This is a genomic window from Pseudomonas sp. MG-9 (assembly GCF_018729515.1).
Classification (GTDB): Bacteria; Pseudomonadota; Gammaproteobacteria; order Pseudomonadales; family Pseudomonadaceae; genus Aquipseudomonas; species Aquipseudomonas serboccidentalis.
The window spans coordinates 65,637-84,251 of the sequence record NZ_JAHHZH010000011.1 but is presented as its reverse complement, the minus strand read 5'-3'; the positions used below and the strand labels follow the sequence as shown (position 1 = coordinate 84,251).

General features: G+C 54.2%; 16 protein-coding genes. 13 read left to right on the top strand and 3 right to left on the bottom strand.

The features are described from left to right. Nucleotides 1–2: 2 nt before the first annotated feature. Both glcF and hglS read left to right on the top strand, forming a co-directional pair. Nucleotides 3–1,223 (top strand): glycolate oxidase subunit GlcF, encoded by a 1,221-nt coding sequence (gene glcF, locus KKQ10_RS25225; protein WP_215502623.1) that lies wholly within the window; start codon nucleotides 3–5, stop codon nucleotides 1,221–1,223. An 88-nt stretch (nucleotides 1,224–1,311) separates the two neighbouring features. Further along, nucleotides 1,312–2,691: a 2-oxoadipate dioxygenase/decarboxylase HglS gene (gene hglS / locus KKQ10_RS25220; RefSeq protein ID WP_215502622.1), complete on the top strand. Its 1,380-nt coding sequence runs from the start codon at nucleotides 1,312–1,314 to the stop codon at nucleotides 2,689–2,691. Between the two features lie 94 nt (nucleotides 2,692–2,785). On the opposite strand, the gene KKQ10_RS25215 is transcribed toward hglS, so the two are convergent. Then, complete coding sequence (locus KKQ10_RS25215; protein WP_215502621.1) at nucleotides 2,786–3,463, bottom strand: type 1 glutamine amidotransferase domain-containing protein; 678 nt, start codon at nucleotides 3,461–3,463, stop codon at nucleotides 2,786–2,788. Between the two features lie 407 nt (nucleotides 3,464–3,870). On the opposite strand from KKQ10_RS25215, the gene KKQ10_RS25210 reads away from it, so the two are divergent. The 6 genes from KKQ10_RS25210 (at nucleotide 3,871) to KKQ10_RS25185 (ending at nucleotide 13,092) form a co-directional block, all read left to right on the top strand. Beyond that, nucleotides 3,871–4,386: an Hcp family type VI secretion system effector gene (locus tag KKQ10_RS25210; RefSeq protein WP_007919523.1), complete on the top strand. Its 516-nt coding sequence runs from the start codon at nucleotides 3,871–3,873 to the stop codon at nucleotides 4,384–4,386. 131 nt (nucleotides 4,387–4,517) lie between these two features. Further along, nucleotides 4,518–6,560, top strand: a complete 2,043-nt coding sequence (locus tag KKQ10_RS25205) for a type VI secretion system Vgr family protein (protein ID WP_215502620.1) — start codon at nucleotides 4,518–4,520, stop codon at nucleotides 6,558–6,560. Next, complete coding sequence (locus KKQ10_RS25200) at nucleotides 6,553–7,452, top strand: DUF4123 domain-containing protein (protein ID WP_215502619.1); 900 nt, start codon at nucleotides 6,553–6,555, stop codon at nucleotides 7,450–7,452. The genes KKQ10_RS25205 and KKQ10_RS25200 overlap by 8 nt, the downstream gene beginning before the upstream one ends. After that, a complete protein-coding gene (locus KKQ10_RS25195) occupies nucleotides 7,449–10,790 on the top strand; it encodes a toxin VasX (RefSeq protein ID WP_215502618.1) in 3,342 nt (1,113 codons plus the stop codon). Before KKQ10_RS25200 ends, KKQ10_RS25195 begins: the two co-directional genes overlap by 4 nt. A 4-nt stretch (nucleotides 10,791–10,794) precedes the next feature. After that, nucleotides 10,795–11,892, top strand: coding sequence for a DUF6708 domain-containing protein (locus tag KKQ10_RS25190; protein ID WP_343228791.1), 1,098 nt, complete (start codon nucleotides 10,795–10,797; stop codon nucleotides 11,890–11,892). A 123-nt stretch (nucleotides 11,893–12,015) separates the two neighbouring features. Further along, nucleotides 12,016–13,092, top strand: coding sequence for a DUF6708 domain-containing protein (locus KKQ10_RS25185; protein WP_252191752.1), 1,077 nt, complete (start codon nucleotides 12,016–12,018; stop codon nucleotides 13,090–13,092). A gap of 56 nt (nucleotides 13,093–13,148) precedes the next feature. Here KKQ10_RS25185 and KKQ10_RS25180 read toward each other — a convergent pair whose 3' ends face one another. Beyond that, nucleotides 13,149–13,355, bottom strand: coding sequence for a hypothetical protein (locus tag KKQ10_RS25180; RefSeq protein WP_215502617.1), 207 nt, complete (start codon nucleotides 13,353–13,355; stop codon nucleotides 13,149–13,151). Here KKQ10_RS25180 and KKQ10_RS25175 point away from each other — a divergent pair. Genes KKQ10_RS25175 through KKQ10_RS25160 form a run of 4 tightly spaced genes read left to right on the top strand, consistent with a single transcriptional unit; the run spans nucleotide 13,355 to nucleotide 16,100 of the window. Beyond that, nucleotides 13,355–14,665 carry a hypothetical protein gene (locus KKQ10_RS25175; protein ID WP_215502616.1) on the top strand — a complete coding sequence of 437 codons (1,311 nt, stop codon included), beginning with the start codon at nucleotides 13,355–13,357 and terminating at the stop codon, nucleotides 14,663–14,665. The genes KKQ10_RS25180 and KKQ10_RS25175 overlap by 1 nt on opposite strands. Beyond that, nucleotides 14,658–15,626, top strand: coding sequence for a tetratricopeptide repeat protein (locus tag KKQ10_RS25170; RefSeq protein ID WP_215502615.1), 969 nt, complete (start codon nucleotides 14,658–14,660; stop codon nucleotides 15,624–15,626). Before KKQ10_RS25175 ends, KKQ10_RS25170 begins: the two co-directional genes overlap by 8 nt. A 9-nt stretch (nucleotides 15,627–15,635) precedes the next feature. Next, nucleotides 15,636–15,890: a hypothetical protein gene (locus KKQ10_RS25165; protein WP_215502614.1), complete on the top strand. Its 255-nt coding sequence runs from the start codon at nucleotides 15,636–15,638 to the stop codon at nucleotides 15,888–15,890. Between the two features lie 36 nt (nucleotides 15,891–15,926). Then, the gene (locus tag KKQ10_RS25160; protein ID WP_215502613.1) at nucleotides 15,927–16,100 is read left to right on the top strand and encodes a hypothetical protein; all 174 of its coding nucleotides are present in this window, start codon (nucleotides 15,927–15,929) and stop codon (nucleotides 16,098–16,100) included. A gap of 417 nt (nucleotides 16,101–16,517) precedes the next feature. On the opposite strand, the gene KKQ10_RS25155 is transcribed toward KKQ10_RS25160, so the two are convergent. Continuing rightward, complete coding sequence (locus tag KKQ10_RS25155) at nucleotides 16,518–17,330, bottom strand: VanW family protein (protein ID WP_215502612.1); 813 nt, start codon at nucleotides 17,328–17,330, stop codon at nucleotides 16,518–16,520. Nucleotides 17,331–17,546: 216 nt separating this feature from the next. Between KKQ10_RS25155 and KKQ10_RS25150 the strand changes: the two genes are divergently transcribed. Further along, entirely contained in the window at nucleotides 17,547–18,353 is an 807-nt protein-coding gene (locus tag KKQ10_RS25150) for a glycosyltransferase family 2 protein (RefSeq protein WP_127651790.1), read from the top strand. Nucleotides 18,354–18,615 lie beyond the last annotated feature (262 nt).

The window sequence follows — 18,615 nt, the reverse complement described above, 5'->3', positions numbered from 1 at the left end:
CCATGCAAACCACCCTCAGCGAACAAGCCCGACAACTGCCGCGTGCTGCCGAGGCGGAAAAAATTCTGCGGACCTGCGTGCATTGCGGGTTTTGCAACGCGACCTGCCCGACCTATCAGTTGCTCGGCGATGAACTCGACGGGCCGCGCGGGCGCATCTACCTGATCAAGCAAGTGCTCGAAGGCGCACCGGCCACCGCGCAGACTCAACTGCATCTGGATCGCTGCCTGTCCTGCCGCAACTGCGAAACCACCTGTCCTTCCGGCGTCGATTATCACAACCTGCTCGATATCGGCCGGGCGGTGGTCGATCAGGCCGTGCCGCGCCCCGCTGCCCAGCGCCTGTTACGCGAGGGCTTGCGCGCACTGGCGCCGAATCCCGGGGTGTTCAAGGGATTGCTGCGGGTTGGCGCAACGTTCCGGCCGCTGTTACCGCGGATGTTCGAAAGCAAATTGCCGCAACGCGCGCCAGTGTCCGGCACACGCCCTGCTCCGCGCCATGCGCGTCGGGTGCTGCTGCTCGAAGGCTGCGTGCAACCGGGCCTGTCGCCGAACACCAACGACGCCACGGCGCGGGTGCTCGATCGGCTGGGGATCAGCGTCACTCCGGTGGCCGAGGCGGGTTGCTGTGGCGCGCTGGACTATCACCTCGACGCCCAGGCCAAGGGCCTCGATCGCGCCCGGCAGAACATCGACGCCTGGTGGCCACACCTGGAAAACGGCGCGCAAGCCATCGTGCAGACGGCCAGCGGTTGCGGCGCGTTCATCAAGGATTACGGGCATTTGCTGGCGCAGGATCCGCGCTACGCCGACAAGGCGCGGCAGATCAGCGAACGGACGCTGGATCTGGTGCAGATCCTCGCGCAGGAACCCCTGGAACAGGTGTGCGCCGCCACCCAACGGCGGATCGCCGTGCACTGCCCCTGCACCCTGCAACACGCACTGAAACTCGGCGGCGCGGTGGAGGCGGTGCTGACCCGACTCGGATTTAATCTCATGCCCGTGCCGGACGGTCATCTGTGTTGCGGTTCGGCGGGCACCTATTCGCTGACGCAACCGACCCTCGCCCGGCAACTGCGCGATAACCGCCTAAATGCATTGGAGAGCGGTCGCCCGGAGCTGATCGTCACCTCCAACATCGGTTGCCAGAATCATCTGGCCGGCGCCGGACGCACACCGGTTATGCACTGGATCGAACTGGTGGATCAGTCGTTGGCAGAATGAAGTTCGTAGGATTCTTCGTTTGTCGCCGCCGGCGAAGGCTGCGATCTTTTCCTCCATCCTTTACGTGACCGTGGCAGGAATTTTTTTCATGACCGTGCAGCCTTTCGTCAGTCCCGACCTGATCCGCCAACGCTTCTCCAAAGCGATGTCCGACATGTACCGCGAAGAAGTGCCGTTGTACGGCGCGCTGATGGAACTGGTGGAACAGACCAACCGCGAGGTGCTGGCCCGCGAACCGCAAATCGCCCGACAGCTGCACAGCACCGGTGAGATCGAGCGCCTGGACATGGAGCGCCACGGCGCGATCCGCGTCGGCACGGCCAAAGAGCTGGCAACCCTCGCCCGCCTGTTCGCGGTGATGGGCATGCAACCGGTGGGCTATTACGACCTGACCCCGGCGGGTGTGCCGGTGCACTCCACGGCGTTTCGCGCAGTGCATGAAGCGGCGCTGCAAGTCAGTCCGTTTCGAGTATTCACTTCACTGCTGCGCCTGGAATTGATCGAGGATCCCGAGTTGCGCGCGTTTGCCGTATCGGTGTTGAACCAACGTTCGATCTTTACTACGCAAGCGCTAAGGTTGATCGAGCAGGCCGAAGCGGCCGGCGGCCTGAATGAAGATGAAGCGGCGGAATTCGTCCTACAGGCACTGGAGACCTTTCGCTGGCATCACAGCGCAACCGTCACCGCTGCGCAGTACCAGACCCTCAGCGCCCAGCACCGTTTGATCGCCGACGTCGTGGCGTTCAAAGGCCCGCACATCAATCACCTGACCCCGCGCACGCTGGACATCGACATCGTCCAGGCGCAAATGCCGGTGCACGGCATCACCCCCAAAGCGGTGATCGAAGGCCCGCCGCGCCGGCACTGCCCGATCCTGCTGCGCCAGACCAGTTTCAAGGCGCTGGACGAGCCGATCGCGTTCACCGACCAGCACGACACCCACGGCAGTCACAGCGCCCGTTTCGGCGAGATCGAACAACGCGGTGCAGCGCTGACGCCGAAGGGCCGTGCGCTGTATGACCGCTTGCTGAATGCCGCGCGCGATGAACTCGGTGACTTCCCCAACGAAGGCAACGCCGCACGCTACAACGCACTGATGACCCAACACTTTGGAGAATTTCCTGACAGCGTCGAAGGCATGCGTGAGCAGGGGCTGGCGTATTTTCGCTACTTCGCTACGGAAAAAGGCCTGACAGCAGGTAGCGTCGCGTCGGCGTCACTGGAGGATTTGCTCCGCGACGGCCATGTGAAAGCCGAACCGTTGGTGTACGAAGATTTCCTGCCAGTCAGCGCCGCGGGGATTTTTCAGTCGAACCTTGGGGATGCGGCGCAAACGCACTATGGCGAACACTCGAACCGCCAGGCGTTCGAACAGGCGCTGGGGCGTTCGACCATTGATGAGCTGGGGTTGTATGCCGAGACGCAGCGGCGTTCGATTGAAGAGTGTCTGGCAGCGCTTTCGCGCTGATAGATCAAAAGATCGCAGCCTGCGGCAGCTCCTACCGATGGATTGTGTTTCCCCTGTAGGAGCTGCCGCAGGCTGCGATCTTTTGCTTTTGCTTCTAGCGCAACCGCGACAACAACGCGAACGCCGTCTCTTGCGACGACGCCGGATTCTGCCCGGTCAGCAGCAACCCATCCTCACGGGTGTAGCTCGACCAGTCCGCGCCCTTGGAGAAAATCCCGCCCTTGGCCTTGAGCTCATCCTCCACCAGAAACGGCACCACGTTGGTCAGCCCTACCGCCTCCTCTTCAGTGTTGGTGAAACCGGTTACCTGCTTACCGTTGACCAGCGGCTGACCGTCCGCGCCTTTGGCATGGCGCAGCACGCCGGGGGCATGACACACCGCTGCTACCGGTTTGCCACCGTTGTAAAACGCTTCGATCAAGGCAATGGAATGGCGATCTTCAGCCAGGTCCCACAGCGGGCCGTGGCCGCCGGGATAGAACACGGCATCGAAATCCGCGGCCTTCACCGTGTCCAGTTTGACCGTTGAGGCCAGCGCAGACTGGGCGGCGGAGTCCTTGCGAAAGCGCTCGGTTGCAGCGGTCTGCGCGTCCGGTTCGTCACTCTTCGGGTCCAGCGGTGGCTGGCCGCCCTTGGGCGAGGCCAGCGTCAGTTGCGCGCCGGCGTCCTTGAACACGTAATACGGCGCGGCGAATTCTTCCAGCCAGAAACCGGTTTTCTTGCCGGTATCACCCAGTTGATCGTGGGACGTTAAAACCATCAGGATTTTCATGTCGCTCTCACTCGATGTGGGGAATGTTCAGACGCCTTTGGCGCGGTCGTGAGTGATTGACCTTCGTGCGGGGCGGATCGTTTCAACCGCTCGACGATGGCACTTGGCCTTACTGCGCAACTTCTTGCGCACTTGTCCGGCAAAAAAGACCACCCATCGCGCTGCAAGCCTTGAGTGGCGTGGCTCGCAGCCAAGTGCGCAACTTCTTGCGCAGTACTGCGCAAGAAGTTGCGCACTTTCTACCTCGATTCAGCAGAAAACATCGGCAAAACCGCAGGCTAGAGCACTCGAACCCCCGGATTCCGGGACCTTCAGCAAACCTGGCACGCTCCTTGATAACAGTCAGGCACCCACCGGGCGATTCCGCCTCCCGGGCACCCTAAATTTATCCGCAAGGAGAGCACCCCATGGCAACACCAGCGTACATGTCGGTTACCGGCGAAAAACAAGGCCTGATCACTGCAGGCGCATTCACCGCTGACTCCGTTGGCAACACCTACCAGGAAGGTCACGAAGACCAGGTTATGGTTCAGGCTTTCAGCCACGACGTGATCATCCCGCGTGACCCACAATCCGGTCAGCCAACCGGTCAGCGCGTTCACAAGCCAGTTGTGATCACCAAGGTCTACGACAAGGCTTCGCCTCTGCTGCAAGCCGCTCTGACCTCCGGCGAGCGCATGAGCGAAATCGTTATCCAGTGGTTCCGTACTTCGGCTCAAGGTACTCAAGAGCACTACTACACCACCAAACTGGAAGACGCGATCATCGTCGCCATCAACAACAAAATGCACAACTGCCAGGATCCAGGCAACTCGCACTTCACCCACCTGGAAGAAGTGCAGTTCACCTACCGCAAAATCACCTGGACCCACGAAGTATCCGGTACTTCGGGTTCCGATGACTGGCGTGCTCCAGTCGTTTAATTACGGCTGATCGTTACAAGCATCGACCAGCCCTGCTGGTCGATGTTGTTTACGCCCCTCCAGAATTTCGCGCGCGTTGAACCGCCTTGCGGTTGTCGACGAACGCCGCTGTACAGCACGAGGAACAAGGGATGTTCGCGCCGGCCAATGAAACCCACTTTGCCCTGACCATCGAAGGGCTTTCCGCCGACTTTCAGGTGTTTACCCTCACCGGCCGGGAAGCCATCAGCCAGCCTTTTGTGTTCGAGGTGGAGCTGGTCAGTGAGCAGCCGTCGCTGGACCTCGAAACCCTGCTGCACAAACCGGCCTTCCTGCAGCTGTCGCCCGATGGCAGCGGCATCCACGGCCAGATCTACCGCGCCGCCCAGGGCGATTCCGGCAAGCGCCTGACGCGCTATTCGGTGACCCTGCGCCCGCAATTGTCGTACCTGGCGCATCGCGTCAATCAACGCATCTTCCAGAACCTCACGGTGCCGAAAATCATCGGCATGGTCCTCGAAGAGCACGGCATCCAGAGCAACGCTTACGAATTCAAGACAGGTTCCATCTATCCCGAGCGCATCTACTGCGTGCAATACGATGAATCGGACCTGCATTTCATTCAGCGCCTGTGCGAGGAAGAAGGTATCCATTACCACTTCCAGCACAGCGCCACGGCGCACAAGCTGGTGTTCGGCGATGACCAGACGGTCTTCCCGAAACTCAAGCCGGTGGCCTACCAGCAAGACTCCGGCATGGTCGCCAGCAACCCGGTGATCAAGCGTTTCGACCTGCGCCTGGAAACCCGCACCAGCCGCACCACGCGCCGCGATTACGACTTCGAAAAACCGCGCCTGACGCTGGAAAGCGAAAACCGTGGCGACGCCCTGCCCGACCTCGAAGACTACGACTACCCGGGCCGCTTCATCGACCGCGAGCGCGGCAAGCACCTGGCCAAACGCGCCCTCGAACGCCACCGCAGCGACTTCCAGCTCGCCGAAGGCAAAAGCGATCAGCCGTTGCTGGTCAGCGGCCATTTCCTCGCCCTGACCGAGCACCCGAAGGCCAAATGGAACGACCTGTGGCTGCTCACCGAAGTCCTGCACGAAGGCAAACAGCCGCAAGTGCTGGAAGAATCGGTGACCAGTGACACCACCGCACTCAAAGACGACTTCCATCAAGGCTATCGCAACCGCTTTCAGGCGACCCCGTGGGACGTGCCGAACCGCCCACCGCTGCGCCATCCGAAACCGCGCATCCTCGGCAGCCAGAGCGCCGTGGTCACCGGCCCCAAAGGCGAAGAAATCCACTGCGACCAGTACGGCCGCGTCAAAGTGCAATTCCACTGGGACCGCGAAGGCCAGGCCGACGACAAGACCAGTTGCTGGCTGCGCGTCTCATCCGCCTGGGCCGGCGCCCAGTACGGCGGCATCGCCATCCCGCGCATCGGCATGGAAGTGCTGGTCACCTTCCTTGAAGGCGACCCCGATCAACCGCTGATCAGCGGCTGCCTGTACCACAAGGAAAACACCGTCCCGTACGCGCTGCCGGCGAACAAGACCCGCAGCACCTTCAAGACCCTGAGCTCGATGGGTGGCGGCGGTTACAACGAACTGCGCATCGAAGACAAGAAAGGTCAGGAGCAGATCTACCTCCACGCCCAGCGCGACTGGGACGAGAACATCGAGCACGACCAGAAAATCCGCGTCGGCAACGAACGCCACGACACCGTCGAGCAGAACAGCTACACAGAATTCAAGGCCGAAGAACACCACACCGTCTACACCGACCGCAAAGTCGAAGCCCGCGCCAACGACCACCTGACCGTGGGCGTCAACCAACACATCAAGATCGGCACCGGACAGTTCATCGACGCCGGCCAGGAAATCCACCTGAGCAGCGGCATGAAAGTGGTGATGGAAGCCGGCGCCGAACTGACGCTGGTGGGTGGCGGCAGCTTCATCAAGATCGACGCTGGCGGCGTGACGATGAGCGGGCCGGTGATCAACATGAACTCGGGGGGTAGTCCGGGCAGTGGCACGGGGGCGGCGCCGTTATTGCCGGGGCCGTTGAAGCAGGCGGATACCGATAAGGCTGGGCAGTTGCTGGTGCCGGCGCAGCGGCAAGCGTTGATGCAGAAGAAGCCGATTTGTGCGGTGTGCGAGAAAGCCAAATTGGAGGCACAGAATGCTTAAGTCGGAATTTCCATTGGAAAACGGCCTCCCCCAAGGCTTTCCATGGAATGGCACGGTAGGTCTACTGCTTGATGGTGTCAGCGTTGAGAAGCTTCCGCAGCACCTGTATCAGTGGACGGAAAACCCTGAGTTCGAGCCGCTTTATCTTGGGACTCGTTGGGCAGAACTGGGCGATATCTCCCCATGCCTCGTGCAAATAAAAGCACAGAACAACCCGATCCTGACCCGGTTCCTGAACGCATCGCGTCAGGAATGGGGGCACTTGGTGTTTAGCGATCAATCATGGGATCAACTGGTCGCACACTTTCGCTGGCTCACCAGCGTCATGCACCCACTGGGCGAGGAAGTGCTGTTGCGCATCGCAGACCCGGCCGTAACCCACGCACTGCTCGCTCACGCAGAAACCATCAAGGATTCGACCCTATTCGGCCCCTGCAAACAAATCGTTACTGCCGATGCAGCACTGGATTGCTGGTACATCAACAATAGGCCGGGCAACGCTCCTAACCCCGACCACAGCAAACGCTATCGATTGAGCGACGCACAACTCAGTCAACTGGACGAGGTGAACTTTCGCAATGTTGTGATGCGTCTCGATGCACACATGCAAGAATATTTTCCAAGCTATCAGGCACAATCGACTCCACGGCAACGCTGGGAACACCTGCATGCGCTGGCGTCGACCTCCTATGATCGCGGCTTCAACACCGAACTCGATATCACCCTCTACGCCAACATTCACGGGTTCCTTGGCGAGCGAGCACTGGAAGAACATCCAGACCTCGACGCCATACTCAAAACCCCGTCGGAACAAACGCCTGCACAACGACTCGAAAGGGTCGCTGATATTGCCCAGGAACGGGCTGCAACCCTGAACAGGAGCCAAGGATGACAACGCCAACATCGGCAGCAAAAAACCCGAACAACGCTGCAAAAAGCCGGGACGATGGCAAATGCGCTTTGGGCGGCTGTTCGCTGATGAAAGCCAAGATCCAGCTCATTCCGTTACGTTACGGAATTGTGGAAAGGCTAGATCCATCGAGTGCGCTGGCTATGCCGTACAAATTGGAGTCGCGCCCGCTGGGTATTCGTTTGATCCGCGACGGATGGCTTTACGTTATCACCGAAAAAAAGCCCGAAGCGGTTCTTCATGAATACCGTGTGCAAAACGGTATCGTGACGCAACTGCTCTGGGAAAAAGGCGAAATAACCGCAAACAAGCGTGAAAGCAATGTGGGCGAAGCCACACTGATTTTTCCACGTTTAAGCAAACTCTATGTGAACTATTCCGAAGTGCAGTGGACTGCCGCCAAATGTGCGCAGGTCATTAAGCATAGATCTGAGCGTGAATATTTCATGCAGAAGATTGACCTGACTAACGCCGATCCCGAAAAAGGTACGACCGACCTACTGACCGAAAGCCAAGCTAAAAAATGGATTGCGGAAGTTGCTGAAGAACCGAGCAAAGATCCAGCTATTGCAGGGGCGAAGCCTGAAGAAAGTAAAGATTACTTGTGGGAGCAGACGGCATGCTTCAAAAAAACTCAACTCGGCTTAGTAAAGAAACAAGTCAAAGCAGAATATGAGCGCGACCATTTGTATCTGATCGTGCAGGATGACTTGGGAGTGTTGCGCGATTTAGCAGAGCATCAGGATTTAGTCAGCGGCTGGCTCATTGACTGGAGTGACGCTGAAACGAACCAAAAGAAATATGTGTTTGGATCCTATATCGAGACACTTTACACCGTCACGGGCGATACGCTAATTAGCGCCGCGCAAGGGGATCCGCGTTTCAGCAAACTCAGCGATGAAACAAGTCCTGAGCAACGCCAATCGATCGTGGACTATGTCAATACGAAAAATCAGACTCAATGGTCCGGAGCAGGCAGCCAGCGCGGAGCAATATCGGCCTCGAAAATGCGCATGCGCACCAGTCTTGGCCCTCTGTACCCAAAGTATGAAGACTTGATCGAAACCATCGAAGAAAATGCTGACGACGCACTAAACGGCGCCAAAATGGGTCAGGAGGGAATCAACGATCTTATTGATCGACCCGCCATGGAGTCATTCCTGAAACATCAAAGAGCTCAGCTCAATCGCTGGAACAAGCGCCTAGATTTAATTACCAATGATCGAATCGGCTTGATAAGTGAGCAACGATTCCATCGCGCAGGCTGGTACTTCGACCCAAAATTCGGCATACAGTTGGAAGCCTCGCTGGCAACCGAATACGCATGTATAAAAGACATTTGCCGCACAGAAAAATCGACTGAAAAACTAGCAGACCTTATTAACAAACAACCGGGCTTCACAGTCCCGACCTACTTCACTCTTAGCTTAACCGACCAAAAGGACTTGGACGCAAAAATTGCTTCGGCAATCAAGTCAGTACGCGATACTAAAATGGCGGCAAAAGATTACGAGGGTGCTCAGGAGCTCAGCGGAAAATTTGGCAACCTGCTAACACAACATCTCGCTGCCTCCATGCATTTGAGTGAAAACGGTATTACTTTTGATCAAATGCGAAATACAGCCTATGAGCCGGCTAAGCAACTTCGCCTAGCAGATGCAATGGACGAATCCATCAAGGCACTGCGAAGCGGGCAACCTGTGGATCCAGCCAAATTGTTGCGCAACATCCCCAACTCAGCATGGGTTGATGTACTGCGAGCCTTTGGCAAAGGAGGCATTACACTAGAGTTTGCCTCCGCCAGCCAGATTGACACCTTTAAGGCTGACATGGAAAAGCTGACTGATCTGCGTCGACAGATGAGCGCATTGAAAAATCAGATTCGTCAAACACTTGCCAATGAGCGAAAGGGAGTAACGGCCAAAGGCACTCACAAGAGCCTAATAGAGCGTCGAAAATCGTTGCAACAAACGGTTGGCCCATTAGAAACCAGAGTGGCCCGTGCGATGAGCCCAGTTGGCGAAGGACCAGGAAAGGCAGCGTTCAAGATTAAAGGCCTGACCAATGCACAGGTCTTGGAGTTCGAACGAATGGTTGACGACTACCGCCTCAAAAAACCGCTTAAAGGATTAAGTCGAGAAGTATTTAAGTCAGCTGGCGGGGATTTGTTCGCTTCGGCAGCGGCAGTGATGCAAATAATCAGCTTTGTTAGAGTATCTAGTGAATACTCTCTCAAAAAAGAAGCGGACGCTTCAGACAAATTAGCTTTATTTAATTCCTTCTTTTCTATGGCAGGAGGCACCTTCGCTGCCGTCCAAGGCATCGCTATCACTAGTCTGTCTCTTGCAATAGAAAACTACTCCAGTGCTGCTGGAAAAATAAAACTGGCAGCTAGACTGGGTAGAATCACAGGTGCTTTAAGCCCCTTTGCATATGTTTTTAGCACTATTGCAGCTGGCACTGGTATTTACGGCGAAAAAGGCTCTGCGGCAAGATGGACTGAAGCTCTTCGCTCAGGTGATGGAGCCAAGCTGGCCGGTGCCAGTATGACTCTGGCTGGCGACTCGGGACAACTGATCGTCAATGGCTGGGCATTTGCTCGCAGTGGCAAGCACCTTATGGATGTCGTCACCACTACTAATCAGGCGCGTTCCTTAGCATGGGTAACAGCTGGAGGAAGGCTGCTTAGCGTTGCTGCTCGAGCAAACCTAATTGGACTTGTGTTGACTGGCTTACAGCTTGGTGGAGAGTGGTTATATAACCGAAACAATAAAAGCGAACTGGACAAATGGCTACAAAAAGGTCCTTGGGGTAAAAATAACGCCAACCGCAGCATGATTGAGGAACGTCTTTTACTAGCCGATATCAGTTCCGCGCCGCAAGTAGCGCTACAACAAGTAAACAACAAACCTATGGTTATATTACATTTCCCAGGATTGACTATTCGAGAACTGGATGAGGTGGGCTTGGGATTAAGTGCCTACTGGCTTACTAACCACCAACGCAATGACTGGGAGCCGTGGAGTGAGCCGATGCTCTATCAACTCAATCTGTTGAGTGCTCTGGATGCACCACTCAAACTTGGCTTTGAGATTTTTCAGAATGAAACCAATGCGCAACATGGCATGGGTATTGCTCTGCGCTACCACCCTGTGGCAGGCGAAGAGATATTTCGAGAAAAGCGCTTCGAGTCTGTTACGCTTAACGCCCAAAGTGGCAAGCCGTTTTCACCAGTTTCAGTACTACGAACTCGAGCATCCGATGCTCCATGGTTAGTAATCAACAGTGAAGCCTTGAGTTCTCCAAACCTGACAGGTTGAAAGCATGTATTCGAACCTTAAGAAAAACGATGAGTTTGATTTCAAACAAAACCGACCTTTTGCGGGAGAACGCCGGCGCTTCGCTACAGGTGAAGCCATATTTTTCTCACCGAAACCAATTCCGACGGGGCAAACGCCCATGGATTTGGGAGGAAGCTTCATTGAAGTAAACGATACGTTTCTTGATGTAGGCAGCAGTAATGTGAACAAGGCATTCCAAGCGAGAGTGATGATCGCAAGTGTAATGCTCGTACTCATTTCATGTTTATTAATTGTTCCAACACTTGCAGGCCTCGCTGGAATCAATAATCCCTTTGGTCGCAGTTTCTGGTGGTACTTTAGCGATTTTTTTGAGTTTGGCTTGCGACTATCTATCTGGTGCGCTGGGGGAGTGGCGATCCTCGGTAGCTATGTAGTAATCAGCAGTACCCTCAAAAAATCAAGAGCTCGTCCAATTCGATTTAATCGCCAACGGCGTGAGGTCTGTTTTTTTCCTGACGGCTCTGATGAACCGATAATCCAACCTTGGGAAGATACTGTCGCCTGGCTTTCAATAAGTACGGGAGTTACGGGAGTAGGTGTAATGAGAAATTATACCTTTGGCATGGCCATCGATAACCCCAAGGCTGATACGGTACACTTTCTGAATCAAGAGGTAATGACACCTATTCATGGTTTAGGAAAATGGGAAGCCATCCGCATCTACATGGAAAAGGGCACTCAATTCTGCCCCGGCCAGGCCCCTTTTGAGGGCAGTCATAGTTTCAATAAAGAACGCGATGACATGCGAGAGGAATACCAACACAAGGAGCGCTCTGCACTGGGTGTGGCATGGTGGTATTTGACTCACTTAATTACGTTGTGGCGTCTTCCGTACTGGATAGCGGAATGGGATCACCGCTACAGCATGAAAGGATTTCCCGAGTCAGTTGAAAGGTGGTCAGAAGAGCTTCCACCCGAACAGTGGGCACAACCGAGCGCAGCGTTGAAAGAACAGTCAGCAAAAATCGAAAAAGCTTTTGCTCGTGGTCAAGATTTCATGAGTTACTTCAAAATAGATCTAGAGCGCTCATCAACGGAACAGGAAGCACAGCATAATTAACGAGGCGTAGGAGCCAAGAGAGCAAAAGGTGACAGGGTGATAGATGTATTTTTAGAAAATAAATCTGTCACCTTTGCTTTGCTGTAGTTGCCTAAACCGCCTACACTTTCTCGGTTGAATTGCATGCCATCCAAACCTGAACAGCAAGTCGAACTTGATCTTAAAAATCACCGCCCCACGGCAGGTGAAACTCGTCGTTTTGCCACAGGTGAAGCATTATTTTTCTCACCGCTGCCAGTTCCGACCGGGCAAATCCCAGTGGATCTCGGTGGAAGTTTTGTTGAAGTCAACGACACCTATCTGGACTTGGGTAGCAGCAATCTCACCAAGTCTTTCCAAGCACGATTAGCTGTATCACTCCCAACAGTCGTAGCTATCGTTTGTCTATTGGTTCTCCCAACATTGATGGGCTTCGCAGCATTCATAAACCCATTCGGCAGAAGCTTCTGGTTTTACTTCAACGATTTTTTTGAGTTCGGAATATCACTAGCGCTCTGGTGTGGAGGGGGCGCAGCGCTGATTGGCCTGTACGCGATTATCAGCACCACAAGGAACAAAGCCCGCGCCAGACCCATCCGATTTAACCGTCAACGCCGAGAGGTCTGTTACTTCCCGAATGGCTCCGACGAAGCCGTGATCCAGCCTTGGGAAGACACGGTTGCGTGGATCTCAGTCAGCACCGGATTCACTGGAGTAGGCGTAATCAGTAGCTACACCTTTGGCATGGCCATAGATAATCCCAAGGCCGATACGGTGCACTTTTTCACACAGGAGGTCATGACTCCTGCCCATGCCTTGGGTAAGTGGGAAGCCATACGGATCTATATGGAAAAAGGTCCAGAGTTCTGCCCAGGCAAGGCACCCTACGAGGGTCGCCACACCTTTGATAAAAAACGACAAGACATGCACGAGGAATACCAGCACAACGAACGTTCCGCTTTAGACGTTGGTTGGTGGTACCTGACACATTTGATCACTTGGTGGCGTTTTCCGTATTGGGTAGCAGAATGGGACCATCGTTTCGGCATGAAATCTCTACCTGAATCCATTGCTGAGTGGTCCAAACCTCTTCCGCCTGAACAATGGGGCAAGCCAAGCCCGGCGCTTAAAGAGCAAAGCGCGAAAATCGAAAAAGCCTTTGCTCAAGGACAGGATTTTATGACGTACTTCAAGGCAAACCTAAACGAAAGCAACGCATAGGAATTAACAAATAGCTGAGCTATATAGTTGCCAGAAATCAGATAGCCCGATAACCGTCAGGTCAAGTCTGAGCTTTTACAAAAGACCTGATGTCCAAGTACATCAATGCCATCGTGGAGCTTGCCGAGTGCGGGATTGCAGTTCCCGGGTTTGCGCTGAGTCCCGATGACCAGTACGCCGGTACCGAGGATTTTCAGGCATTCATCGAGCTGACCACCAAACGCGATGAGCTTGAGAAAAAGATCGAAGAACGTTACTCCCAATGGGTCTCGGCCACTGGCGGCAACGCGTGGCGTGGGGAAGTCAGCTTACTCAAAGTCGAGTTTCCGAAACGGGCAAAGGCCGACCCTGGGTCGCGAAATACAAGGCCCAGGACGGCAGCGTGCGCAGCGTCAACTTCGGCAAACTGTCGCTGGATCTGGAAGCCAAGGCCTGGGGATTCGCTGGCGCAAGCCTCATGCTGTCACGCGACCTGACCCTGGACCAGAAAACCGGTTACACCAGCCTGGTCGGTGTGGATATCGCTGAAAAATCCGGCGACCTCGCCAAGTTCGAAGTGTTTGCCGGCGCCCAAGCCGGTTGCAAAGTCACCGGCAAACTGTTCTGGTGCCCTCCCCCAAGCGTCCTCCCTCCTGCTCCCGTGCCCAATCGCATTTCAGCCAACCAGTGGCGCCCTTTGGCCAAACTGGAAGTTGAAGTGGCCGTGGCCATCGGCGCCGGCTACACGGGCGACATGCACCTGCGGATGCAAAACGGCCTACTGCTGTTATCGATCAAGGGCGCGCTGGTCTGGGGCGCAGGCGTCAAAGGGTATTTGACCTTTGAAGTCGGCTACGACAGCATCGTGGCCTTGACGGAACTGGTGCGACAGGAAATGGCCGCGAACCAATACAAGGACCTTGAGTGGGTCGATGGCGAAGCCATGGACTACCTGCAAAAACTGAGCTTCCTCGGCGCCACGGGCATCGATGTGGCGTTTGCCTATGTGCGCGGGTATGCCATTGTTAAAGGGATTTTTGATGCGCTGACTGAGGGGGGGCGCGGGGGGTTGATTGCTTACTCAATCGTTACCGACAAAAAACAGAAGGAGATGCAGGAATGGGTATGTAACTTGCCGCCACAGGCACTTGGACCGCTGCTATTGACCCTTAGCTCTTCTCCTGAACCTTTTTCAATAGAAGAAGACCAAGACAATAAAAGCGTCAAGGAAGACGAGGCATATCAACTACAGCAGAGAGCGATCGAACGGTGTTTAGGGTGGATATCATCCAACCCTAACGCTGCTTTACAATTCGAAGAGACAGTTATACGTATGAATCGGGATGGATTGCGACCACCGCAAGCCGGGCTGACATATTGTAAAAACAAATTCAAGCTTGATTCATTTATGGCCGAACGACTTAAAGCTCTGGACAAAGCCAGTAACGACACAAGAGCAATTTATCGCGAGCATGTAGCTAGATTAGGCGCACGACTAAATGGACACTGTGAGTACAACACCATTTATAAGGGCCCTGCTTTCGCTCCAATCCAAGATATAAAAGCAAGCTACAAGGGACCGAACATTGATTAAAATCGCATTATGCCTATTTCTATCCGTCCTTTTTTCCTGTTCCGCTTCTGCGCAATTAACACAAGAACAGCAGTCGAAAAAAGAAAGAGGACTCATTTTGTATCAGCAAAGCGACTGGTACGACTCTCAACCCTTACTAGAAAGTGCTGCCATTGCTGGTGACGAGACAGCCCAATATTACTTGGCAGAGGCAATTCGCCTGAGCAACCGATACACAACTAATGAAGCAAGAAAATGGTATGAAGCAGCTGCGCAACAGGGCAACCTATACGCAATGCTAAGACTAAGCAGTAAGAGTGATATCTGTAATGAAATGAAAAGCTGCGGTGGCAAAAGTGCAGACGAATGGCGTGAACAAGTAATACAATTAGCTCAGGAACAAGTTAAAAACAACGACACTGAAGCAATGACCGTTTTATTCATCACCAAACAAGGATTCAGCTGGTTAGAAATGGCAGCTGAGGCAGGTGATCCTCTAGCGCAGAATACACTCGCAGGAATCTACGAAGATGGGGACGGATGGTTCATCGTCCCGGGTAGCCGCGAAAAAACCATTCAAAAGTGGTACAAAGCGTCAGCTGAAGGTGGATATCCCAAAGCAATGTATTTTTATGCCAACTATTTATTCGAACATGGAGGTAAGAAAGAAGAAGTTGCTTATTGGTTGAAAAAATCAGCCGAAGGCGGGTACGTCAGCGCGGTCGGCAATTACGCCCTCAGCGTAGCCCATATACCAAACGATCTAGACTACCCAAAAAACTTGATTGAGGCTTATGGACTAGCCTATCTGATGTCTAAATTCGAGGGTGGCGGGACAGCAGCCGAAGACGGAGAAAGAATGCTCCCAAAAATCACTGAAAAAATGACCAAGGAAGAAATCAAGCAAGGTCTTCTATTTGCGGAAGAATGGAAGAAAACGCGACCACCGCTTTCTTATTTCGTCCCTGTTTACGGCTATTGAGAACTCAAAGTGGCATTACTCATTAAATTAGTGACAAGCTTTTTTCTCTTAACGCTTGCACCAAATGTTTATGCCACCCAATTGACAAAGAATCAAGCTACGGCCAAAGATAGCGGTATCGCGCTTTACAATCAAAGCGCTTGGACTTCTTCACAGTCTTTTTTGCAACCCGCCGCCGAAACGGGCAATCGAGACGCTCAGTACTACTTAGGCGAGACCATCCACCTAAGCAATAGCTACATGGCAGAGGAAGCAGTGAAATGATATGAGGCCGCAGCCGAACAAGGACATATATATTCCATGCTGCGTCTCAGTAACAAAGAAGATCTCTGCACTTTTATCGAAACCTGCAAGCAAAAAATTGGTAAGGATTGGCGGGCTCAGGCCTTAAAAATTGCACACGAACGCGCGGAGAGAGGCGACACCAAAGCAATGGTTTCGCTCTTTACAGCTAACAAGGTTTGGAGTGGCTAGAAGTGGCTGCAGAGTCGAGTAACAACTTCGCTCAGCGACTTCTTGCAAGTGCCCACCAAAAAGGAAAAGATTGGTTCGTAATTCCAGCCAGTCGAGAAAAAGCAATCGAAAAATGGTTTAAGGCATCTGCGGAAGGAGGATTCCCTCCAGGCATGTACCTTTATGCGAACTACTTGTACGAACACAACGAAAGTAAACAAGATATCGGAAATAGCTTAAGAAGACTGCCGAGTCGGGGCACATTGACGCTCTAGGCGGCTACGCCCTTAATATCGCCCATCTTCCAGATAGCTATGACTCCCCCTTAGATCTAATAAAAGCCTATGGTTATACATACCTAATTTCAAATCTGAATCGCAAAAAGCTGCAGAGCAACAATTGCGTCATCAAAGCTGAAAACCCGCATTCACTATGCATCTATTCAACCAGTTCGCCCACCACTTCATACTTCACCACGACCCGATTCCGATAAAGCCTCTCCCGTTTCACCAACGCCCCCACCTGCCCCTTTTCCCTGACCTCTCGCCAAATCTCGTTCTCGCGAAACACCCTGCTGCCCTCCCGCACAAACCGATGCGCCTCTTGAAACACGTGATAGCGATATTCCCCCACCCGATCACACAACAACTCCCCTTCGAGTTGTGTCTCGCCGACGTTCAATTTCAGCTGAAAGTGCCGATCCGTCGGGTTGTGCAATACCAGATCAACGTAGTTATAGAAAATCGCCGCGCCGGAACCGAATGGCAATACTCGCCCCTCGTCCGGGAATGGATCGAAGCTGTGGTTGGAGCGCTCGACCACGACCAGCGGTGAGTGGATCGCCATCCAGTGAATCAGGTTGCTCAGTTGGCAGATTCCGCCGCCGATACCGCGTCGTGCTTCGCCGAAGGACAGTTCCATGCCTTCGACGTAGCCGCGTTTGGCGGTTGGGCGGCCGACGAGGCGGCAGAAGGAGAAGTGTTCGCCCGGGGCGATGACGACGCCGTCGATGGCGGCGACGGCGAGTTTGAGGTTGATGACTTTGTTGTGTTGCAGGGCGAGGTCGGAGTCGCCGAGTTTGCGGATGAGTTTCGAGGTGTGTTTCAGGTAGCGGAATGGCAGGCGGTCGGCGCCGGCAACCAGGCGCGCGTAGCGTTTGCTGAAGCAGTGCCAGGCGATCTGGCGGAACAGTCTTTTTTGCCACACGCGCAGCCAGTACAGGGCCGGGTGGTAGAGGGAGAGTGGTTTCATCCGTGAGTCTACGGCGGGCGCCGTTTGTTCCTTGAAGCGTGCAAAGGGGCGCGCAGTTTAGCCTGTGGGCCGGCTTCCGTCGTGTGTGAGATGTCTTGGCTCGACACACTTTGACCCACTTGCTGAGCGGCAAATTAAGCTTCAACTAAGGTTGCGTCGCTAGCATCCCGGCCCGACAGACCCTTGCCGTCGATCAACCGTGGATGAGCTTCCCGAATGAGCCAGTTTGATTTACCAGCCGTTACGCAGCCGAATTTCAGTCTTGTATTGGTAAATTACAAAACCCCGGACATCACCCGGATGTGCCTGGAGCTGTTGCGCCAGCACGTTCAGGCGCAGCGCATTCCGGTGTGGGTGGTGGACAATGATTCGGCGGATGCCAGCCTGGATTACTTGCGCTCACTGGACTGGATCAATCTGATCGAACGTCCCTCCCCCGGCAAAGAAGCCGGGCATATTGCTCATGGCAAGGCGCTGGACATGGCGTTGGAGAAAGTTGAAACCGACTATCTGTTTTTGCTGCACACCGACACCTTTGTCTATGACAAGGAAGTCTTCGCGATGATGCTGCGTGAGTGCACAAAGACTCCGGGCATCGCGGCGGTCGGGTGTGTCGAGCAAATTAATCGTGGGGTCGTGAGAGACACCTGGCGACTAACTTCGCGCTTTTGCAAACATTATGTTCGCCGGGCCAAAACCTCGTTGGGCTTGCGCAGCAAAGAGCCGAAACCTTATCGGGAAACTCATCTCAAGAGTTTCTGCACGTTGTGGAACGCCAAGTTGATGAAGTCCCGGGGACTGCACTTTTGCATGGATGACCGGGTGCCCGGTTATACTCTGCAGGATCGAATGACAGCGTTGGGCTACGGGATCAAGCTGCTGGCGCCGCGCAAGATTTTCCGCTATCTGGATCACATCCAGGCAGGAACCGTCGCAGCTGCCGGCACCTACGGCAAAAATCACCGGCGGACCAAAATGTACCAGGCCACCCTCAAACGCTTTGAGGGCCAGACATCGGCCTAACCGCAAAAACAAAAAAGGGCGACTTAAAAGTCGCCCTTTTTTTATCTAAAATTGTATACATCCGCTCCGAAGAGGTGTTCGCCCAGTGTAATGGCCTGGCAATCCATGCACCGGTAAAGAGCCCTGACACTGGGCGAACGGGAAGGATTTTAATAGAAGTTGGCGGATATGTCGTCCTTCATAAAGTAAATTTAATGTACGAAAAAGTTAATAGATATTTATCGACGAAAACCTTTCGCGAAACTTTCAAAGCACTGCACAA

Bases quoted from the DNA above. Each gene is read 5' to 3' on its own strand.
- KKQ10_RS25210 (WP_007919523.1), top strand. From the start codon at position 3,871: ATGGCAACACCAGCGTACATGTCGGTTACCGGCGAAAAACAAGGCCTG.
- hglS (WP_215502622.1), top strand. From the start codon at position 1,312: ATGACCGTGCAGCCTTTCGTCAGTCCCGACCTGATCCGCCAACGCTTC.
- KKQ10_RS25190 (WP_343228791.1), top strand. From the start codon at position 10,795: ATGTATTCGAACCTTAAGAAAAACGATGAGTTTGATTTCAAACAAAAC.
- KKQ10_RS25160 (WP_215502613.1), top strand. From the start codon at position 15,927: ATGCTGCGTCTCAGTAACAAAGAAGATCTCTGCACTTTTATCGAAACC.
- KKQ10_RS25215 (WP_215502621.1), bottom strand. From the start codon at position 3,463: ATGAAAATCCTGATGGTTTTAACGTCCCACGATCAACTGGGTGATACC.
- KKQ10_RS25150 (WP_127651790.1), top strand. From the start codon at position 17,547: ATGAGCCAGTTTGATTTACCAGCCGTTACGCAGCCGAATTTCAGTCTT.
- KKQ10_RS25200 (WP_215502619.1), top strand. From the start codon at position 6,553: ATGCTTAAGTCGGAATTTCCATTGGAAAACGGCCTCCCCCAAGGCTTT.
- KKQ10_RS25185 (WP_252191752.1), top strand. From the start codon at position 12,016: ATGCCATCCAAACCTGAACAGCAAGTCGAACTTGATCTTAAAAATCAC.
- KKQ10_RS25195 (WP_215502618.1), top strand. From the start codon at position 7,449: ATGACAACGCCAACATCGGCAGCAAAAAACCCGAACAACGCTGCAAAA.
- KKQ10_RS25205 (WP_215502620.1), top strand. From the start codon at position 4,518: ATGTTCGCGCCGGCCAATGAAACCCACTTTGCCCTGACCATCGAAGGG.
- KKQ10_RS25155 (WP_215502612.1), bottom strand. From the start codon at position 17,330: ATGAAACCACTCTCCCTCTACCACCCGGCCCTGTACTGGCTGCGCGTG.
- glcF (WP_215502623.1), top strand. From the start codon at position 3: ATGCAAACCACCCTCAGCGAACAAGCCCGACAACTGCCGCGTGCTGCC.
- KKQ10_RS25175 (WP_215502616.1), top strand. From the start codon at position 13,355: ATGGGTCTCGGCCACTGGCGGCAACGCGTGGCGTGGGGAAGTCAGCTT.